Origin of the sequence: Coprococcus sp. AF16-5 (assembly GCF_003479365.1) — a bacterium.
GTDB classification, from domain to species: domain Bacteria; phylum Bacillota; class Clostridia; order Lachnospirales; family Lachnospiraceae; genus Coprococcus; species Coprococcus aceti.
In genome coordinates this window covers 198,121-218,315 of record NZ_QUGZ01000001.1, presented here as the reverse complement: position 1 = coordinate 218,315, position 20,195 = coordinate 198,121, and the positions used below count along the sequence as shown (strand labels likewise).

Below are 20,195 nucleotides of genomic sequence, written 5' to 3'. Positions count from 1 at the left end.
TGTGCCACATGGGATATTCTTTATTTGATAAACACAGTATAACTACAGCAATATTTAAGCTCGTAAAATTTACGAAGAAAAGCCACCAATCTGTGCCAATACAGATTGATGGCCTATAAACCAATGCAGCTATTTTATTTTTGGGCTTTGAAATGTCATTCTCAGCCGTTTTTTTCTTTCTTTCTCCTCCTGTTCCCTGTCGAACGCTTCAAGCGTATCTCTTATATCTGACTCATCAACATCTCCATATAATGCAGAGTTTCCTGTCACTTCGCCAGATATATCTGCCACCTCTGCTTTTACATTGTCATAGCCTTTGAAATACTTAAGGAAAACCTCCGGACAGCCTGCCGGGGCATCCCCATTATACCGCCTGTACTCCTCCATAGAGTCAGCCTTATAATCATAATTTCTAAACCAACTCACCGCTTCTGACATACCAGGGAACACATTTTCATCAAAGGTGCCTTCCTGAAACGCCGAAAATTCAAATGCACTTCCGCCATCTGTTCCGTAGAAATATACCACGCCGAACTCACAGTTGCTGGCAAGTCTCACATCGGCATTCTCCGCAAACTGCCTTTTGCCTATTAGGAATATTCCGCCGCCTGTATCATTATCAATCCACATCGGCATAAAGACATTCTGATAAGCAGATGCTCTCTTATCCAAATTCAGTCTGTCGCGGACATTATCACACGCATTGTAATATTCATCCCATGTCGTATAACCGCCGGGGATTTCAACATAGCCTGTACCGCCAGAAAATGGATTATCCCCCACATATCTGAAATACGCATCCATTATGTCCATACTTTTATCCTTCTTGCGGGGCTTGCCTCCATTTGAAAAGCCTGCGTCATAAAGCAATGTATTCACATCAATGGTTAATATGTCTCTCTGCAGGTTCTCCGTGAGCTTATCAAGAAATTCTGTATCAAAGAACATATCCGCTGCCATGTCAAATCCTGCACGATCTGTCTTTCCAATCTGCCGCAGTTTTTCAAGCCTTACCGCAGCCCGCCCGCAGCCATCAAATACATCTTTCCCAAATGTTCTCTTACCAAATTCTATAAAATGCGACAGCGCTTTCTTGTCAGGAATATATTTGCTGCTTCCTGACCAGAATTCCAGCAATCTTCTGACGTATCCTGAGGCCGATATAATACCATAATAAAAATCCAGGTAAGACGACATGAGCTCCACATACGGATTCTTCTTCTCACCATCAAACTCGAATGAGTCGAGCAGTTCGGATGAGATATGTCTAAGACTCTCTATATCTGCATCTATACCTATAACTGACTCTGATGCCTGGCATTTGTCCATATACTTATCAAGCATCCTCAGTCTGTCTCCACACGACCTGTCCTCCGCATGCTTTACCGCTTCCAGCTCTGTTTCAAGTTCTGACCTCATCGCAAGTCTGGATGCTTCATCCAACCCCTCTGCCGCAAATGATATGCTGTCCAGCAGTTTCTGGAGGCTGTTTATCTTCTCCAATGAAGCTGAAAGGCTTTTATCAGAAAGCAGCGCTTTCACAAGGAAACGGACATACTTTTTTCTGCTTGCCGCAGTGTCTGCCAGACAGTAATATTCCTCCTTCAAGCAAAGTCTTAGATTGTTCTCTCTTTTAGTTTTTACATATCCGTATAAGAAAGAATTCTCCATATTCTCATGGTAATCACGTCCTATCCTGGCATAAAAATCTTCTCTGAAACCAGCCACTTTCTATGCCTCCTCCCGAAGCTTCTTTATCGCATCTATCTGCTTCTTTATACTGATGTATGCCCTTGCGCAATTATCTGCATCAGTATACAGAGTCATCCCACGTCTGCCAAGGAATACATCCAGCATGCCCTCCACCAGGATATCAAATATCGTAAGCGGATACCTGATATCCCTGGATTCATCCGTATAAAAAAGCTCACGGAGCTTCATATATCTGACACAGAACCCTTCAGTGTCAGGAAATTCCTGCCTGAACCGCTTCTCGCTTTCATCCCATCTGACTGCCAGCTCATCGAAATATCTGTTAAGCTCTGCCATATCCGGATCTTCTTCAACATCCACATATTCACTAATAGCCTCTTCTATCTCTTCGTCGGTCATAGCATTATCTTCAGCCTCATCCAGAAACTCATCATACATCTGCATCTGTTCCTGACAGTACGTATCAAGTCCATCCTTCATGCTATGTGTAAGGCTGTCTCCGATATCTTTCCCGGTAATCGACTCATATGCCATGCTGAATATTTCAAACAGACCAGATGCTCCTCTGACGCCAAAATAAGCCTCCCCCCAGAGCTCATCATATCTTTTCTCGATTGGTCTTACAGAAAACTCTCTCACTCTTTTTGCATGAAGGTAAAGCTGCTGAAATGAATCGGCATACGGTTCAGCATAGATCTGTTCAACCCACTCCATCTCGCTTGTCATGAGCAGTATCATGCAGTAGAGATAATCATGTATAAATTCTTTGAATCTTGTCGGCATACATGGAATTTTCTCTTCCGAAGCTTTTTCTTCTGTCGCTTTCATTTTGCAAAAGTCATCATCCGAAAGCCCATTATCTTTTATCGTTTCGTCACTCTCTATCCACAGTCTGTTTCTTATACCATAGCTGTCCATGGATTTTACCAGCTCATTTACAAGTTTTTCCACAGCCGCAGCTTTTCCCGTTTCTCCATCTGCCAGACACCCCAACAGAAATGATGAGACTTTGTTGTCTCTTCCGCTTACAGCCTGATCCAGAGCCGATTCCAGCTCCCGAAACTTATTCTTGCGGAATTCTATATTTTTCCACTCTTTGTCCGATATTCTCAAAGCGATCACGACCTCTTCTTTCTATATAATAATAGGCAAATTCTCTATCAACCTAACTATTAAACTAATCTTTTGAAATGATTGCGAGATTAATCTACGTCATCAAACCTTAAGCTCATCTGCGTCTCCTTAAGGGATTTCACTTTGCGCTCTGTGATCTTGTCTAACTCACCAACAGTTCCGCACAGGAGAGGCGATCTTGGATCGTAGCATGCACAGTTTGATTTCACCGCAGCCTCAGAATAGTTGGCATAACAGTATCTGCAGCCGTTTAAACACGTGTTGTATGAGCCTATCTCCACGCTCTCCATACATCCACACTCCGGGCGCTGCACCTTATCCTTTGACACCTTTATATCACAGCCTATGATCTCCTCGATGAGCTTCTTATCTATGCAGCAGTTATGCTCAATTCCGCATTTTTCAAGGTCTATGACCTCCGCACATGTCGCAACCACCATACCGTGGCTCCTTGCTATGTCGGCGATGGTCTTTGCAAATGCCTCAAGCTCATCATGACTCATCTCATATCTGTCCACTGCTTCCATGTTCTTCTTGTTCTTGGCATATATGTCGACAAAGCTTATGACACACTTCTCAGTACATCCGTCAAGCGCCTCTGCGATCTGGGTAAATGCTTTTATATGATACTCCGGCGTGTACTTGTGTGTTAATACGATAGGATCGTACCTCCATATGACGCGCTTTTTTCCAATCTTTGCCGAAAGCTGCCGAAAAGCCGGAATGAGCTTTTGCTTCTTATCCGGAAGATTAACCTCCATGTCTTTGCCATATCCTGTCAGAGTAAACTGGAAGTAATATTTGTATGCCTCAAGCTCATCAAGTCTTGGAAGCATCGGTATCGGATTCTTTGTCCAGAACACAATGCAGTCCACCACATCCGGTGACAGATCAATCCTGCTTATCTGATGAGCGTTCATGGGATTCCTGACATACAGGAATCCCTCCTTTATTCTGTTGTAGAACCATTCCGAATAAAATGTCGGAATATCTGTTCTTCTGCTGGCACTAACTATCATAATTTTAAAATTCCCCTTGTATCTTCCATCGTTATCTGCTTCTTGATTCCTTCAAATTTGACATATCTTCCACAGATCATATTTGCAAATATCATTCTTCTCGCAAATGACTTGGCCATTATCCTGCCATCCTTGTCATAGAGTCCACAATTTTCGCCATTTGGAGTTATGCCATACCGCAGTCTTCCGTCAGCTTCCTCAACCTGCTCTATACAGCCATCGGCTATCAGTCCCTTAAAGATATTATCAATACTGAATACCTCCTGAAGCCCACGTACACTGTCAGGTACATATCCGGTCGTATCGGCAATAAGCTTGATAGCTTTTTCATGAACAGTCCACGGATACATATACATATTTTTTGCAAATTTATAAATATCCTGCGAGAATCCACTCCAGAATGTAAACCCTCTCATGGTTTCTTCAAGTATATCCAGGACTAGATTTTTATCGGTAAGTTCCCTGTTGTCAGCATTCCCTCTTGTTATCTTAAAAACCTGATAGCATATTCCATTTGTGCTGTCCATCGGATAATTGTGTATCTTATCACTGACATTTGTAAGCTCGTTCCATCTGTCTCTGTCGCATATCTTTTTACTGCCATAAAATATACTGTCAAATGAGTCATCATCGTCACGTCCAAAAAGCCATATCTTGTCCGGGGTATCCGGTGCCCCCACATAACTATGAAACTCGTCATATGTAAAATAACAGCCTCTGTTACTCTCCGGGCTCTCACAGATTTCCAGATCGTGTCCATACCTCTGCTCACAGTGCATTGGCTGCAGCAGCTCCACGTTCATTCCTCTCTCAATGAGACAGGTTCTAAGGTATGTTCCATAGCGGATATCATATGATTCATTCTGCTCTCTGCACACTCCATCGTCAGTTGGGACCTGTCTGTATGTGAATGCAACGTATACCGGCTTGTCCTTTATCCTTGAGTGTATTATGTGGGCAAATCTTGACATAGCCTGATATGTATTGTATAGCGACCTGTCCTCCACCTCATTGGGCACAGTGTGAATACATACCTCCTTCGTGGAATGAGGGAAGAAATAAATATCGCTTAGAGGTTCTCCTGGTCTGTTTTCCATATAACCCAGATACTCATTAAAGTCCGTGCATGATTTTATTTCATCCGCCGGCTCATGAAACAAATCTGGATGACCTGATCCTTTTGCATCATGTATACCAGATGCAATCTCATTGTATCTCACCATGTCCTGCTCCGGCATGTCAGCCGCTTCCGTGATCCTGTACGGCCAGCATACCGGGTCAATTCCGGTGTAATCAAGCTTACTTTCCGGGGCTTCGCCCAGCACTCTCGCCGCATAGGACATTCCCCAATAGTCAATGCCTGTGCCACAGCCTATGCTTACCGCCTTTATACTTTCAGGGTTATTCATATCTGCAAATATATCTGCGTAGGCTCTTGAAAACTGGAATCCATATGCTCTTGCATACTTCATAACATATAATGCGGTTATATGCTCATCATCATAATCCGCAGTTCCCGAATCGAACATATCATGGAACTCTGTAACAAATCTGACTCTCTCCTCTTCGGAAAGTCCTTCTATGTAATTTTCTAATTCAGTATATACTCTTTTCATGTACTCTCTTAAATTTATAACCGACATGGCAGACTCCTTTCTCCTACATCATGTAAAGTATAATATATATTCACTTAATGTTTCAATAACATCATATAGTTATCATAGCCGGTTTTTTCTCTGTGCATTGAGATACGCAGTCTTCTCGGCTGCTTTTTCCAGATAAAGCTTCGATCTTTTTAGACTATCCATACTGCTGTATATCGACAGCCCATGATCCCACATGTACGTGTCAAGCATTCCCTCCACAGCTTTTCTCATCTGTGACAGATAACTATACGGCACCTCATCGGAATATATCATATCCAAAAAACTGGCAAAACAACTGCAAACCTTATCCGAATCTTCCATCTGATCACACACAGAGACGATGGTTTTACTTTCATCCGCATCATGACCATCCTGTAAAAATCCCTCATCCACAAACTCGTCAGCATCCAGATTATCATATATCGGCTCCACAATATCAATATCATCAATATCGAAGTCATCCATATCACCCAAGTCCTCCATGTCCTCCATGTCCTCCATGTCCTCCATGTCATTCAGTTCTTCCATATCATTCGAATCCAAGTCTTCAAGCATTTCTTCTTCAATCTCCTGCATCCTTTTATAAACCTTATCGGACATCCAGTCAGGCTTATTGTCAGGATGCGAGTAGTCAAATGCAAAAACACACCATGATATAATACCTGCATCACCTATCCAGCCATCCACAATATACTCAAAAAGCAGCGTATCCTTATCATTATTTGATTCAAAATCAATACAGCCTGAGAGCAGATTATCAAATGAACCATTTGGAATGTTATCCATCAGGAATCCGTATTGGGAAAAATCCAATAAAGACATTTTTATCGCAAGATACAGATACATTCTCACATATCTGCAAAAGCTCTTCTGTTCCGGGAGTGCATTTTCCGCTGTTATGTGCCCCAACCACATCTTGTACCTATATCCATATCGGTCCATGTCTTCCACGAGCTCTGTTATCAGCTTCTCCGCTTTTTTCTCATCAAATCTGCCATTCTCATCAGTCACCAGCGGTCTGATCAAATTACTTTTTCCACTTGCCTCACAGTCAAATTCCTTCATGAGCTTCCTGATATTTTCCTTATTATTTTTTAAGCTGCAATACTCTTTACAATTTTCAAATTTCATTTTCATGCCTCCTTGTTTTTGAACACCAGCCATGCAAATGGCAGGCGATGCATGTCTGATAAACTTTTTTCTGCTTCACTGTTTCTTATTATAGCTATGTATATATTTGTCTCGTAATATTTACGACATGTTTTCAGATGATTATAAATGTTTGTGGATTTTTCCAAACCTGTGTGCTATTTTGATGTTCTGGATTGTTTTATATATGAGATCTCAAATGAGAGAATTGCAGAAATTCATTTCTCACGTATTCTCATATAAACAAACTACGGAGGTGATAAATCTTGAAACAGCAGCAGCTGCTGGAGTTATATGATACATACTCGAACAACGTATTCCGTCTCGCTATGAGCTTTTTAGGCAACACAGCGGACTCTGAGGACATTGTTCAGAATGTATATACAAAACTTATAGAAAAAAGCCCACATATATCAAAGGGCAAAGAAAAATCATATCTGCTCACGATGACGGCAAATATGTGCAGGAATCATCTAAAATCCGCAGCGAACCGTCTAAGCAGCAGCTACGAGGAACTGAGCAGCGACTCTATCGTCAGCGGATTCAATATTGAAGAGCAATCCATGTACGAGGCTCTGGGGAAACTCCCTGACTCATACCGCACTGTTCTTTATCTGCACTACTATGAGGGATATACATTTGGAGAAATTGCAAAGATACTTCACCTGTCACCATCTGCAGTTTCAATGAGAGTATCCCGGGGACGAAAAGAATTAAAAGAAATATTGAAGGAGGAATAACATATGACAAACAAAGACAAGATCAGCAATATTGATGATTTCCAAAACTCAAATACATATAACACGTCTGATGATTCTGATGACAGCAAATTTACAGACTTGTACACTAAAACTATGGATAATGTGACCATGCCCCAGGATGACAAAGACGATCTCAGGGCAAAGCTTGCCGAACAGGCTCAAACCGGCAGATCTGGTCACAGACTCGCCCGCGTCGGCAAATATGCCGCCATCGCCGCTGCCGTGTGCGCAGTTCTTCTGTGCATCCCGGCGACAAGAACAACCGTCTCAGCAGCCATAGACTACATAAAGCAGACCTTCCACCTGGCAAATGGTACCGAAGTGACATACGAGGAAAACAGTGAGGGAAACTCCATACAGTTCACCATATCTACAGATGATGTCAACGGTTACACGAAAGTTGAAAACGGCCGTCTCTACCTTGTTCTCGGAGATACCAAGGAAGATATCACCGACAAATGCGGTCCTGACAAATATTTCCGTCATGAGATCAAGAATGCGGACGGCTCACACAGCGTCATTCTCATCGGAGGTACACCTGATAGCTGCGGCTGGTGCGAGCTCTTCTTCGACAAGAATGGAAAATATGTATTTAACAACATGAACGTTGAAGACTACAACGACCCATGGCTTAATGACGCCCTGCATGCCGAGGGTGTTGACACAGGCAATCCTTACCTGGATGACCTTGCATCCGAGGATGCTGCCTCTTACGGTATCTCCAACTCAGATGATGACAATACAGCATCAGGAAATGCCACTTACATTGAACAGTAATAAGTTTAAATTGTCTACTCTAAGCTAGTTTCACTCTTCAGGGGACCTCCCCTGAAGAGTTTTTTATTTAAATAAGGACACAAAATTATCGCCAATTTGACGTTAAAATAAAAAAAGATACAACTTATTTTGAAATTGTATCTTTTTTAAGATTTGAGACAAAAAGCCGATAATTATGTATCCTTTTTTATGAAAATCATGTTCCTAGAGAAAATCTTCCAAGCTAAATACACTAAAGGAATTTCTCTCTACAGTCTCATAGGAATTCCCTTGTCCTGAAGGTATCTCTTCAGATCTCCTATCTCAAGTTCTTTATAGTGGAACAGAGATGCCGCAAGTGCTGCGTCCGCACCGCCCTCTGTCAGGGCATCGTAGAAATGATCCTTTGTTCCCGCACCGCCTGAAGCTATAACCGGTATGTTCACGTTGTCTGCTATGGTTCTGGTGAGTTCTATGTCATATCCCGCCTTTGTACCATCGCAGTCCATGCTGGTAAGTAATATCTCTCCTGCGCCAAGTTCTGCGGCCTTCATAGCCCACTCAACCGCATCTATTCCGCAGTCGATACGTCCGCCGTGCTTGTATATGTTCCAGCCTGAACCATCATCACGTCTCTTGGCATCTATTGCAAGAACTACGCACTGGCTGCCAAACTTGTCAGCGGCATCAGCTATAAGCGTCGGATTGTCTATGGCTGCCGAGTTTACGGAAATCTTATCTGCACCCTCACGGAGTATTGCCTTAAAATCATCGACAGTTCTTATTCCACCGCCGACTGTGAACGGAATGAAGATTGTCTCAGCAACTCTTCTTACCATGTCGACAACTATATTTCTCTGGTCTGATGAAGCTGTTATGTCAAGGAAAACAAGCTCATCAGCGCCCGCCTTGTCATACGCTGCACCGACGGCAACCGGATCCCCGGCATCTATAAGATTTACGAAATTTACGCCCTTTACAACTCGTCCGTTCTTCACATCAAGACAAGGTATTATTCTCTTTGTATGCATGTCCTACACCTCCAGCTCTATAAAATTCTTCAGTATCTTAAGTCCAACCTCTGAGCTCTTCTCAGGATGGAACTGACATGCAAATACATTGCCGTGCTCCACAGATGCATGAATCTGTGTTGAATAGAATGTGGACGCTGCCACATCCTCAGGATTCTTTGCCTTCAGATAATATGAATGAACAAAATAGACATATGGATTCTCAGGAAGTCCCTTGAAAAGTCTTGCTTTAGGATTTATCTCAAGATTGTTCCATCCAATCTGTGGTATCTTAAGTCCCGGTGCATCCGGTATGCGGAGTATCTCACCGTCAAGAATTCCAAGTCCTGTTGCCTCCGGCGACTCCTCGCTGGTCTTGAACAGAAGCTGAAGTCCAAGACATATCCCAAGAAACGGCTTGCCTGCATCCACAACATCATAGATGACATTCTCAAGGCCGTACTCCCTGATCTTTCCCATAGCGTCCCCAAAGCTTCCAACTCCAGGTAAGACAACCTTGTCACTCGCCATGATCACATCTCTGTCCCTTGTGATGACAGCCTCCTCGCCGAGATACTGGACTGCCTTCTCAACACTCTTTATGTTACCTGCATCGTAATCCAAAATTGAAATCATCTGTCTCTGTCCTTTCAAGTCTAACATCTTTTGATCTATATTATATCTCTTCTCACTGGCACACAACTTCTATCTGTCACTGTAGTGATATCTACAAGCAAGAATATATACGTTATCATCATCTATCTTGTATATTATTCTGTCTTTATCATTTATTCGTCTACTCCAGAAGCCAGTCAGATTTCCAGTTAATGGTTCGGGTTTCCCAATGCCTTCATTTCCATTTCTGCATATATCTTCTATCAGACTATTTATTTTCTTTAGTGTCTTTCTATCCTCCGTCTGCCAATAGACATAGTCTTTCCATCCATTATCAGTAAAGACTTTATTCATCGGCAGATACCTCCGTCAGATCATGAACAGCAAAATTTCCTTTCTCAAGCTGGGTCTTTGACTCCATAAGCCAGTCATAGTTTGCTTTGTTTCCCATCACATATACATTTTCCATCAGATTGTTATATGCCTCTTCTGAAAGCATAACAACATTTTTATTATCCTTACGGGTTACAATCATGGTTTCATAATCATCTGTAACTTTATCCATATACTTTTTCATATTGTCGCGTAAGTTTGTATAATTAACAGCTAACATAAGAACACCTCCTCAAATTCATGTACAGTTTTCTGTACTTATATTGTACTGTACAGAAAACCGTACGTCAAGTACCTGTATTATCTTATGCCTATGTTATAATAGATATTCTGCTCTCGCATGTAATTCTTTAGAACCTCAGCTTGCTTCCCTTGCCGCCGCGCTTGCCCGGCTTAACTCTGGTAAAGATTATCTCGTTATCTCCAACCTTGAAGGTATCCTTTGTGCTTCCCACAAATACCGACTCAAGGACATCGTCACCCTCTAAGTTGATGAGCTTGACTCCCGCTGCGCCCTTGCCCTTCTCAGGAATCTCCGCTGCGTCAACTCTTATGTAATAGCCCTTCTCTGACTGTGCGATTATGAAGTCGCCCTCGGAGATTTTGCCGATATATATGATATCATCACCGACTTTTGAAGCATTTGCAGCACGCCTTGTGGTGTCAAATGCGGAGCCGTCAACAACCTTGGCAAGCCCCTGCTTACTGACGAACAGCAGCTTGTCAGTCACAAAATGCTCTATGCAGTCCATGAACAGGATATTCTCGTCACCATTCATGTTGCAGAACTCGAACACCTGGATTCCCTTGTCGGCAAGACGTCCTATGAGGCTTCCTCCGCCCTTCTTGCTGGTGTTCTTCTTCGCCTGAAGCTTAATGATGTCTGCAACCTTGATCGTATACACCTGATTATTGTCAGCAAATACCGCTATCCTGTCAAGATTCTGACACTTAACCGCAAATCTGTAATCCTTCGTGATCTGGTCGATGTTCTTCTCGTATACATTTGCATCTACAACCTTGATGTAATAGAATCTGTCGAGAAGTACAGCCACATCTGTAGCCACGACCTCAGCCTTCTTCACAACAACAGTTCCATAGTTATGAATCTGAGTCCTTCTAGGTATGGCATACTTTGCCTTGATCTCAAGCATGTCATCTATCATCTGCTGCTTCATGGCATCCCTGGACTCCATAAGCCTTGTGTACTTCTTGATGAGCTTCTCAGCGTCTGCCAGCTCTTTCTTTAAGGCATTGATCTCCAGACCAATGAGCTTTTGAAGTCTCATGGCAAGTATCGCATCCGCCTGCTTCTCTGTGAAGCACAGGAACTTTGCGTCCGCCTCTGAGCCCTTGAATCTGAACTTGATATTCGATGTATCGCCGTGCATGAGACACGCCTTTGCATCTGCAACCTTTGTACTTCCGCGGAGTATCTCTATGATCAGGTCTATGCAGTCAACCGCTGTGAGAAGTCCCATCTTGATCTCCCTGATCTCCTCCTGCTGTGCCAGAAGCTTTCTATACTTCGTGTCATACAGACCGTACTTGAAATCTGTGTATACCTTCAGTATCTTCTTGAGTCCCATGACCTCCGGCTTGCCGTTGTTGATGCAGTTGATATTCACGCCAAATGTATCCTCAAGGGCTGCCTTCTTATATAATATATTGATGATGTTCTGTATCTCCTCGTCAGAAGTTCCCTTCTTCACATCTATACACAGGCATTCACCGTTCTTGTCTCCTCTGTCCGCGATATCCACGACCGCTGGAAGCTCTCTGTTTCTGACAAGCTCTGCGACAGTATCAAGGAACTTGGCAGTACCTCCGATCATTGTATATGGAAGCTCTGTGACACATATACTCTTTCTTCCGTATCCGATATCCCTGACCTCTACCTTACCGCGCACCTTGATCTTGCCAAGTCCTGTGGCATACACATTATACAACTCCTCAGGTGTTGCATTGATGATTCCACCTGTGGCAAAATCCGGTCCCGGCATGAGCGCAAGCAGATCCTCAAGCTGTATCTCAGGATCATTCAGATATGCAACTGTGGCATCTATGACCTCACCGAGATTGTGTGTAGGAATATTTGTCGCCATACCTACAGCGATACCAGTTGAACCGCTCACCAGGATATTTGGCACCTGGAATGGCAGGAAGGTCGGCTCTGTCTCCGTTCCGTCAAAGTTTGGTATGAACTGATCCTTAAAGAATGGAAGGTCCTTCATACACACATCCTCTGTGTACTTAGATATACGCGCCTCAGTGTATCGCATGGCAGCCGCACCGGAACCGTCCACCGCACCAAAGTTTCCGTGTGGGTCAACAAGTGGTATCGGCAGCTTCCAGTTCTGTGCCATATTTACAAGTCCTTCATATATGGAACTGTCTCCGTGTGGGTGGTATTTACCCATTGTATCTCCGACTATTCTCGCACATTTTCTGTGTGGCTTGTCGGAACCTGCAAGACCATCCAGTGAGTAAAGTATTCTTCTCTGGACAGGCTTTAATCCATCCCTTACATCCGGGAGCGCTCTCTCTGTTATAACCGACATGGAATAATCCACATAGGACTGTCCCATCTCGCTCTCATAATCTACATTTAATATCTTTTCCGACATGATCTATCCCTTTCATAATACAAACTGTGAAAACGCGCTGCTAAGTATTCTCCAATATAACTTTTATATATCCAGCACCGCATCCGCACTGTGTGTCTCTATGTACTCTCTTCTAGGCGCAACCTCAGTTCCCATGAGCGTCTGTGTGAGCTGATTTGCCTCAACACGGCTGTTCACTGATACCTGCTTTAAAAGTCTTGTCTCAGGGTTCATGGTCGTCTCATAGAGCTGGTCTGCATCCATCTCACCGAGTCCCTTGTATCTCTGGATCGTGAACTTGTTCGTGTGTGTCTTTCTGTACTTTGCAAGCTCATCATCTGAGTACAGATATTTGATGTTCTTGCCCTCGCCAACTCTGTAGAGAGGCGGAATAGCTATGTATATATGTCCCTCGCTGATAAGGTCAGGATAAAATCTATAGAAGAATGTAAGCAGAAGTGTCGCTATGTGGGCACCGTCCACATCGGCATCCGTCATGATGATTATCTTGTCGTAATTCAGCTTGCTTATATCGAAATCATTGCCGTAGCCCTGCATGAAGCCACAGCCAAACGCATTGATGAGCGCTTTGATCTCGGCATTCTCAAGCACCTTTGCAACAGGCTTCTTCTCCACGTTGAGTATCTTACCTCTAAGTGGAAGTATTGCCTGATACTTTCTGTTTCTCGCGGTCTTGGCTGAACCTCCCGCCGAATCTCCCTCGACTATGAATATCTCGCATTTAGACGAATCTGAGGACTCCTGCTTTGCAAGCTTGCCATTTCCCTCAAATGAAAACTTGTTTATATTGATCTTGGACTTCTCAAGCGCCTTTCTCTTGGAGAGAGCCACCGCCCTGTCCACTATATCCTTCAGCACATCATAATTTCTGTCAAAATAAACTGTGAGCTGTTCCTTCACGATATCGTCAACGGCCTTTGACACGTCCGTATTTGAAAGCTTTGTCTTTGTCTGTCCCTCAAACTGAGGATCCGGATGCTTCACGGATATGATAGCCTGCATGCCAGATCTTATGTCTGCACCTGTCAGATTGGAATCCTTCTCTTTCAGAGTTCCAAGCTCATTTCTCGCATAATTATTGATAAGCTTGGCAAATGCTGACTTGAATCCTGTCACATGGGTTCCACCTTCAGGATTCGTGATATTGTTGGTAAATCCTATGATATTCTCCTCACCGTCCTCCGTCATCAGAAATACGATATCTGCGGCGATTCCGTCCTTCTCACCCGATATGGCGACAACCGGTGATGTATGTGTGAGTCCCTGGGATATATCCTCAACAAATGCTGCAAGTCCCCCTGGCTGATGGAACACTATAGGCTCCTCGCCATCCCTCTTGTTCTGGAATGTGATCGTAAGATTCGGATTCAGATATGCTGTCTCCTTGATCCTCTGCTTGATGGCGTCCGCCTTGAACTTTACTGTCTCAAATATTGTATCATCAGGATAGAGTGTCACAGTTGTACCTGTTCTCTTTTCCTTGAGTTTTGTCTTTGGAAGCATACCGTCAACAAGTTCAGTTGTCGGTATTCCCTTCTCGTATGTATCGTGATAGAGATAGCCATCCCTGGCAACATCTACTATAAGCTTGTTAGACAGTGCATTTACAACTGCAGAACCTACTCCGTGAAGTCCGCCGCTTATCTTGTAGGTGGAGCTGTTAAACTTACCACCTGCATGCAATACTGTGTATACAACACGCTCCGCAGGAATTCCCTCCTGCTCATGTATATCGACAGGAACGCCTCGTCCATCGTCAGACACGGTTGCCGAGCCATCCTCGTTGATGCTCACCCATATATTGTTGCAATACCCCGCCAGATGCTCATCCACCGAGTTGTCTATAAGCTCCTGTATGAGGTGGTTCAGTCCGCTTCGCCCTGTGTTGCCGATGTACATTCCCGGTCTCAGTCTTACCGGCTCAAGGCCCTTTAACACCTCAATGTTTTTTGCACTGTATGACATAATCTTCTCCCATTTTATAAATATATTTGCAGATGCCAGAATCCAACAGAAAAAGGAAACCCTTAGAATTATAGCCTAAAAGTTTCCTTCTTGCAAAGTATTTATTGTTCTGACGTGTTATCTGCGCTATTCTCCGGTATCATTTCCGGTTCGCCATCATCCTGCTGTATGATATCAAGGTCGAAGTAGAATACCACTCCATTCTCCACATTGTAAACACCATAGTTCTTGTTGTGAGCCGCCATGGACGCCGCAACTATAGAAAGTCCAATACCGCTTCCACCATACTCTCTCGTCCTCGCCTTGTCCACCTTGTAGAACTTAATGAATACCTTATCAAGCTCATCGTCAGGAATGTTTGGTCCCTCATCATATACAAATACTCTCAAGTTGCCTGTGACGAGTCCATCCTCAGTCCTCCTCGGCTGATCATAGTCCTTATTCGCAGTCCACACTCTGACCTTGCCTCCATCGTTGCAGTAATGAAGTGCATTTGTAAAATAATTGGTGAATACCTGCTCTATCATGAACTCATCTGCATATACGTTGCACACATCATTCAGCTCATCCGCCAGCTCAACTTCCGCATGGTTCTGCTCCACCAGAATGGATGATGAATCCACTACATTCTTTATGAGTGCATCTATATCGAATACCACAGGATGAACCCTGTCCACCCCAAATTCAAGCTCATTCAGATCAAGTAACTGTCTGACAAGCTTATTCATCTTGCCAGCTTCGTCCAGAATGACATCGCAGTAAAACTCCTTGCTCTCATCATCCTCTATAACATTGTCTTTAAGGCCCTCGGCGTATCCCTGTATGAGAGCTATAGGAGTCTTGAGTTCATGGGACACATGGGACAGGAACTCCTTCCTCATCTCATCTATCTGTACCTTCTCATCAATATCCGTCTGCAGCTTAGCATTTGCCTGTTGAAGCTCTGTCAGCGTGTTTCTCAGCTGATATGACATCTCGTTCATACTGTCCGCCAGCTCACCAATCTCATCGTTGGATGCGTGATCCACCTTCACATCGAGATCAAGCTGTGCCATACGATTGGCAACCAACGCAAGATTCTTTATCGGCTTTGCAACCGCATTGCTGATAAAATAGATCACGGCAAATCCAAGTATCGCAACAACCGAGAATACAAAAAAGAAAAACTTTAGTGATATAATTATCGTTGAGTCTACGCTGGAGATTGGTTTTCTGATTACAACCACAAAACCATTGTCAAGAAATCCTACCACGTCATAATAGCTGTTTCCGGTATTTTTATCATTTGTGATCTGTATATCATATTTATCTGTCTTTTCAATCTGCTTTCTCTTTATCTTCGGATTATCCGGATTTTTGCCACCACTGTAATTGAAGTAGTCCGCTATAAATGACAGGTTGTTATATACCGCAGCCTCCTCGTTCACCGTCGTGTACACATGCATATTCACGCTGTCGAAGATAAATATCATCGCACCTGACTGATTGATCACATCATTTGCCAGCTCTTTACTGTCTATATCCTCATCCCGGCCGAACAGTTCATTGCAGGAATTGTATGTATCCAGCAGCATCTGTTCCATGCCGTGATAGAAATACTTCTTGATAAAAAGCATGGTTATGGCACACGACATGACAACCATAAATAGTATAGTCGCCGCAAGCGATAAAGTTATCTTTGTTCTGATAGAAGTTCTCTTTGATCCGGTCATCACTCCACCTCAAATTTATAGCCCATTCCCCATATGGTCTTGATATATTCGCCCTTATCGCCCATCTTGCTTCTGAGCTTCTTGACATGAGTATCTATGGTTCTGGCATCGCCAAAGTAATCATAATTCCACACATTGTTAAGTATCTTCTCTCTCGACAGTGCCACACCTTTATTCATGATAAAATACTGCAGCAGCTCGAACTCCTTGAAGCTGAGTTCAATAGGCTTGCCATCTATAGTCACCACATGAGCCGACAGATCCATCTCAATACCTCCGGCTACAAGCTTCTCATCTGAAGCGGCATCCGTTGTTCTTCTGAGTATCGCTGCAACTCTGGCAACAAGTATCTTGGGACTGAACGGCTTCGTTATGTACTCATCTACTCCCAGATCAAAGCCCTGGAGCTCATCGCGCTCATCTGCCTTCGCGGTAAGCATGATAACCGGAACCTGTGAGAACTTTCTTATCTCCTTAAGAGTCTCCCATCCGTCCATCTTAGGCATCATGACATCAAGTATTACAAGAGATATATTCTTGTCATTCATGAATATATCCAGGGCCTGTTCACCATCTCCGGCCTCAAGAACCATATACCCCTCTCTTGTGAGGAAGTCCTTGACAAGCTTCCTCATTCTGCTCTCATCATCAACCATAAGAACCTTTATTGAATCCATATCGTACCTCCACATATAGAATAATATCCAATTTATCTCAATATAACATTGATATTTGTAAAAAATGTGAACTGAGCATATTTTTTACAGTATACCACAGCAAAAAAGCAGTGAACACACTCATGTATCCACTGCTTTTCAAAATATTCTTCTATATCTTAAATACTACTGCGCTGCCTCTGTTGTCTCAACCTCATCTGTCATGGCCTCGCTTGGATCTATAGCCTCTGTGTTGGCCTCTGTTGTGCTTCCTGCCTCACTGGTTGCAGTTGTTGCTATCTCGCCGTTCAACGTTACATTCTCCTTCTGGGCAAGTGCATATACCGCGTCATTGTATGCTGTATACTTGCTCTGGGCGTCTGAGAGAAGCTTCTGTGCCTCTGTCTGGATGTCCTTGTTCTTATCCTTAACAGCAGCCTCAACCTTCTGCATAGCCTCATACTGTGCATTCATGGCATCATAATACTGATCCTTGAGCGCCTTCACCTCGTCGGTCTTGACTTCTATAGCCTGTACGTCGTCAAGAAATGTCTTATAATTTGGAAGCAGATTGTCTGTCAAATCCTTGAGCAGAGCATCTGTATCAACAGCAGTTCCCTCAGCAAAATATGAGTTGAACTTCTTCATGATCTCCGTTTCCTCTGTATCCATCTTAGGGATATCTGTTCCAACAAACTTGATGAACTCATCCTTCACCTCTGATGCAGCCTCTGTGGTTGCCGTCGTCTCGTCTGCCTTCTTGTTTCCACATCCTGTAAATGAGAATGCAAGAACCATAGCCATCATAGTCATAAGTAATCTGCGTTTCATAATCTTTTGTCTCCTTGTTCTTCCTTGTATTTGTGTATGCCCTGCAGTCGCGTCTCCACAAGGTTATGGCAGAATTCGAATAACCTCGAATTCTGCCACCTCTTAGTATACCACCTTAAGACCACAGGTGGCAACCTGCTATTTTCTTCGTTTCTTTTTCTCCTTAGGAGGATTCTCGATCATATACTTCTCGTACATGTCCGGCCTGTGCTCCTTCGTCCTGGTGATAGACTGTTCAAGTCGCCACTCATTTATGAGCTTATGGTTGCCCGAAAGCAGTACATCCGGAACCTTCTTCCCCATGAATTCAGGAGGTCTGGTATACTGTGGATACTCAAGCAGATTGTTATAAAAAGTCTCTATCTCAGCACTGTCCTCGTTATTCAGAACCCCTGGGACAAGACGAGACACAGCATCCACGATAGCCATGGCTGGAAGTTCTCCGCCAGTCAGCACAAAATCGCCTATGGACATATAGTCATCGACTATCATCTCAAGAACCCTCTCATCTATTCCCTCGTAATGACCACACAGAAGAACTATGTCCTCCTTCTCCGAGAGCTCCTGTGCAATACCCTGATTGAAGGTTCTTCCCTGCGGAGTCATATATATGACCCATGGTTTTCTGCCAAGCTTCTCCACCAGTGCCGTGTATGCATCATACACAGGCTGCGCCTGCATGACCATGCCTGCGCCTCCCCCATATGGGTAATCATCCACATGATTGTGTTTATCCTGGGTGTAATCTCTTATATTTATAGCTTCTATATGAAGTTTTCCCGACTCTATGGCCCTTCCCGTGATACTCGTTGAAAGTCCATTCATAACCATCTTGGGGAAAAGTGTCAAAATATAAAAATTCATAGTCCGCTCCTAGTATATGTTCATCATCTCACCAAACGTCTGTATGCGATCAATCCTCGTCATCTGAATCATCTGCTTCTACCATCTCAAATGTTCTGACCTTGACCTTCTTATTCTCTGTGTCAACATCGAACACGAAATCCGGTACTACAGGTATAAGGATCTCGCTGCCATCATCCTTCTTAACGACAAATACATCATTTGCCGGAGTCTCCAGCACGTCGTCAAGGATTCCTATGCGCTCGTCATTCTGATCATATACATCAGCGTCAAGGACATCACAGATGAAGAACTCTCCATCCACGAGAGGAACTGCATCCTCCCTGTCAACAAGTATGTCATAGTTCTTAAAACGCTCTATATCATTTATGTTATCGTATTCTTTGAACTTAAGAATAACCATATTTTTCAAAAATTTGCAAGATGTACAATTAACCTCCAAAGTCTCTCTGCCATTTGACAGATAGCACTTCTTCAAGGTCTTGAAACGATCATTGTCATCCGTTGTCGGATATACCTTAACCTCGCCCTTTATACCATGGCTTGAGGTTATCACTCCTACTCTGAGTCTGTCTTCTGTGTTATGTTCCATGCTCTCTCCTATATAAATATGGTAGCACGCTGAGGCGCGCGTAGGTCATCAGGCCTACGCCTGTGACATATAATATAAGGGGGAGTATAAACTCCCCCTCTTAACTCGGTAATAAATCCTCTGTCATATGAAGATTAAGAAATACCACTTATCCTGCCTATGCAGTTCTACTTAATATCAACGACAACCTTCTTATCACCCTTTGAAGCAGCTGCCTTGACAACTGTACGGATGGATTTGGCGATTCTGCCCTGCTTGCCGATTACCTTACCCATGTCTTCTGGTGCGACAGTAAGGTCTATCTTTATTATGCCGTCTTCTTCAGTCTCGGTTACAGCTATCTGCTCAGGATGATCTACTAGGGACTTTGCAATGATTTCTACTAAATCTTTCATCTCTATACCTCCCAAATGGAACACCAGCCATGCAAAATCGACTTCGTCGATGGCTGGCGCTGCATATCAGCTTTTCATAGAAAAGCTGATACATCCGTAAAATTACTTCTCGATACCTGCCTGCTTTAATAACTTTGCAACTGACTCAGTTGGCTGTGCTCCTGTAGCTAACCACTTCTTAGCAGCCTCCTCGTCGATCTTTACTACAGATGGCTCCTGGTTAGGATCATATGTTCCGATTTCCTCGATGAATCTACCATCTCTTGGTGATCTTGAATCTGCTACGATTACTCTGTAGAAAGGATGCTTCTTATAACCCATTCTTCTTAATCTAATCTTTACTGCCATTGTTCTTGT

The 20,195-nt window shown here is 43.5% G+C and carries 20 protein-coding genes; 2 read left to right on the top strand and 18 right to left on the bottom strand.

From position 1 onward, the window contains the following. Window positions 1–129: 129 nt before the first annotated feature. From DWW70_RS00935 to DWW70_RS00915, 5 genes are all read right to left on the bottom strand, one after another. Complete coding sequence (locus DWW70_RS00935) at window positions 130–1,728, bottom strand: hypothetical protein (protein WP_118649108.1); 1,599 nt, start codon at window positions 1,726–1,728, stop codon at window positions 130–132. Between the two features lie 3 nt (window positions 1,729–1,731). Further along, complete coding sequence (locus DWW70_RS00930; RefSeq protein ID WP_118649107.1) at window positions 1,732–2,826, bottom strand: hypothetical protein; 1,095 nt, start codon at window positions 2,824–2,826, stop codon at window positions 1,732–1,734. Between the two features lie 89 nt (window positions 2,827–2,915). Further along, entirely contained in the window at window positions 2,916–3,866 is a 951-nt protein-coding gene (locus DWW70_RS00925; protein WP_055273453.1) for a DUF1848 domain-containing protein, read from the bottom strand. Beyond that, the gene (locus DWW70_RS00920) at window positions 3,863–5,482 is read right to left on the bottom strand and encodes a hypothetical protein (RefSeq protein WP_147360127.1); all 1,620 of its coding nucleotides are present in this window, start codon (window positions 5,480–5,482) and stop codon (window positions 3,863–3,865) included. Before DWW70_RS00920 ends, DWW70_RS00925 begins: the two co-directional genes overlap by 4 nt. A gap of 102 nt (window positions 5,483–5,584) precedes the next feature. Continuing rightward, window positions 5,585–6,643: a hypothetical protein gene (locus tag DWW70_RS00915; RefSeq protein WP_118649106.1), complete on the bottom strand. Its 1,059-nt coding sequence runs from the start codon at window positions 6,641–6,643 to the stop codon at window positions 5,585–5,587. 284 nt (window positions 6,644–6,927) lie between these two features. On the opposite strand from DWW70_RS00915, the gene DWW70_RS00910 reads away from it, so the two are divergent. Together DWW70_RS00910 and DWW70_RS00905 are read left to right on the top strand one after the other, a co-directional pair. After that, the gene (locus tag DWW70_RS00910; protein WP_004851201.1) at window positions 6,928–7,401 is read left to right on the top strand and encodes an RNA polymerase sigma factor; all 474 of its coding nucleotides are present in this window, start codon (window positions 6,928–6,930) and stop codon (window positions 7,399–7,401) included. A gap of 3 nt (window positions 7,402–7,404) precedes the next feature. Beyond that, window positions 7,405–8,199: a hypothetical protein gene (locus DWW70_RS00905; RefSeq protein ID WP_243017632.1), complete on the top strand. Its 795-nt coding sequence runs from the start codon at window positions 7,405–7,407 to the stop codon at window positions 8,197–8,199. Window positions 8,200–8,447: 248 nt separating this feature from the next. Here the strand turns inward: DWW70_RS00905 and hisF are convergent, their stop codons facing one another. The 13 genes from hisF to rpsP form a co-directional block, all read right to left on the bottom strand. Further along, window positions 8,448–9,209, bottom strand: a complete 762-nt coding sequence (hisF, locus tag DWW70_RS00900) for an imidazole glycerol phosphate synthase subunit HisF (protein WP_004851206.1) — start codon at window positions 9,207–9,209, stop codon at window positions 8,448–8,450. 3 nt (window positions 9,210–9,212) lie between these two features. Next, the gene (gene hisH, locus DWW70_RS00895; RefSeq protein ID WP_117874253.1) at window positions 9,213–9,824 is read right to left on the bottom strand and encodes an imidazole glycerol phosphate synthase subunit HisH; all 612 of its coding nucleotides are present in this window, start codon (window positions 9,822–9,824) and stop codon (window positions 9,213–9,215) included. A gap of 69 nt (window positions 9,825–9,893) precedes the next feature. Then, on the bottom strand, window positions 9,894–10,157 hold the full coding sequence (locus DWW70_RS00890) for a Txe/YoeB family addiction module toxin (protein ID WP_117874254.1): 264 nt from the start codon (window positions 10,155–10,157) through the stop codon (window positions 9,894–9,896). Next, window positions 10,150–10,416 (bottom strand): type II toxin-antitoxin system Phd/YefM family antitoxin, encoded by a 267-nt coding sequence (locus DWW70_RS00885; protein WP_117549034.1) that lies wholly within the window; start codon window positions 10,414–10,416, stop codon window positions 10,150–10,152. The genes DWW70_RS00890 and DWW70_RS00885 overlap by 8 nt, the downstream gene beginning before the upstream one ends. Window positions 10,417–10,546: 130 nt before the next feature. Then, window positions 10,547–12,823, bottom strand: coding sequence for a DNA gyrase/topoisomerase IV subunit A (locus DWW70_RS00880; protein WP_117549035.1), 2,277 nt, complete (start codon window positions 12,821–12,823; stop codon window positions 10,547–10,549). A 63-nt stretch (window positions 12,824–12,886) separates the two neighbouring features. Then, window positions 12,887–14,788 (bottom strand): DNA gyrase/topoisomerase IV subunit B, encoded by a 1,902-nt coding sequence (locus DWW70_RS00875; protein ID WP_055273466.1) that lies wholly within the window; start codon window positions 14,786–14,788, stop codon window positions 12,887–12,889. A 101-nt stretch (window positions 14,789–14,889) separates the two neighbouring features. Continuing rightward, window positions 14,890–16,500: a sensor histidine kinase gene (locus DWW70_RS00870; RefSeq protein ID WP_117874255.1), complete on the bottom strand. Its 1,611-nt coding sequence runs from the start codon at window positions 16,498–16,500 to the stop codon at window positions 14,890–14,892. Continuing rightward, the gene (locus DWW70_RS00865; protein ID WP_117874256.1) at window positions 16,500–17,177 is read right to left on the bottom strand and encodes a response regulator transcription factor; all 678 of its coding nucleotides are present in this window, start codon (window positions 17,175–17,177) and stop codon (window positions 16,500–16,502) included. The genes DWW70_RS00870 and DWW70_RS00865 overlap by 1 nt, the downstream gene beginning before the upstream one ends. A gap of 165 nt (window positions 17,178–17,342) precedes the next feature. Then, a complete protein-coding gene (locus DWW70_RS00860; RefSeq protein ID WP_118649105.1) occupies window positions 17,343–17,987 on the bottom strand; it encodes a hypothetical protein in 645 nt (214 codons plus the stop codon). 138 nt (window positions 17,988–18,125) lie between these two features. Continuing rightward, on the bottom strand, window positions 18,126–18,851 hold the full coding sequence (gene trmD, locus DWW70_RS00855; protein WP_118649104.1) for a tRNA (guanosine(37)-N1)-methyltransferase TrmD: 726 nt from the start codon (window positions 18,849–18,851) through the stop codon (window positions 18,126–18,128). 49 nt (window positions 18,852–18,900) lie between these two features. Then, window positions 18,901–19,443 carry a ribosome maturation factor RimM gene (rimM, locus tag DWW70_RS00850; RefSeq protein WP_118649103.1) on the bottom strand — a complete coding sequence of 181 codons (543 nt, stop codon included), beginning with the start codon at window positions 19,441–19,443 and terminating at the stop codon, window positions 18,901–18,903. A 167-nt stretch (window positions 19,444–19,610) separates the two neighbouring features. Then, entirely contained in the window at window positions 19,611–19,838 is a 228-nt protein-coding gene (locus DWW70_RS00845) for a KH domain-containing protein (protein WP_004851223.1), read from the bottom strand. A gap of 102 nt (window positions 19,839–19,940) precedes the next feature. Continuing rightward, window positions 19,941–20,186 (bottom strand): 30S ribosomal protein S16, encoded by a 246-nt coding sequence (gene rpsP / locus DWW70_RS00840; RefSeq protein WP_004851225.1) that lies wholly within the window; start codon window positions 20,184–20,186, stop codon window positions 19,941–19,943. Between the last annotated feature and the right edge of the window lie 9 nt (window positions 20,187–20,195).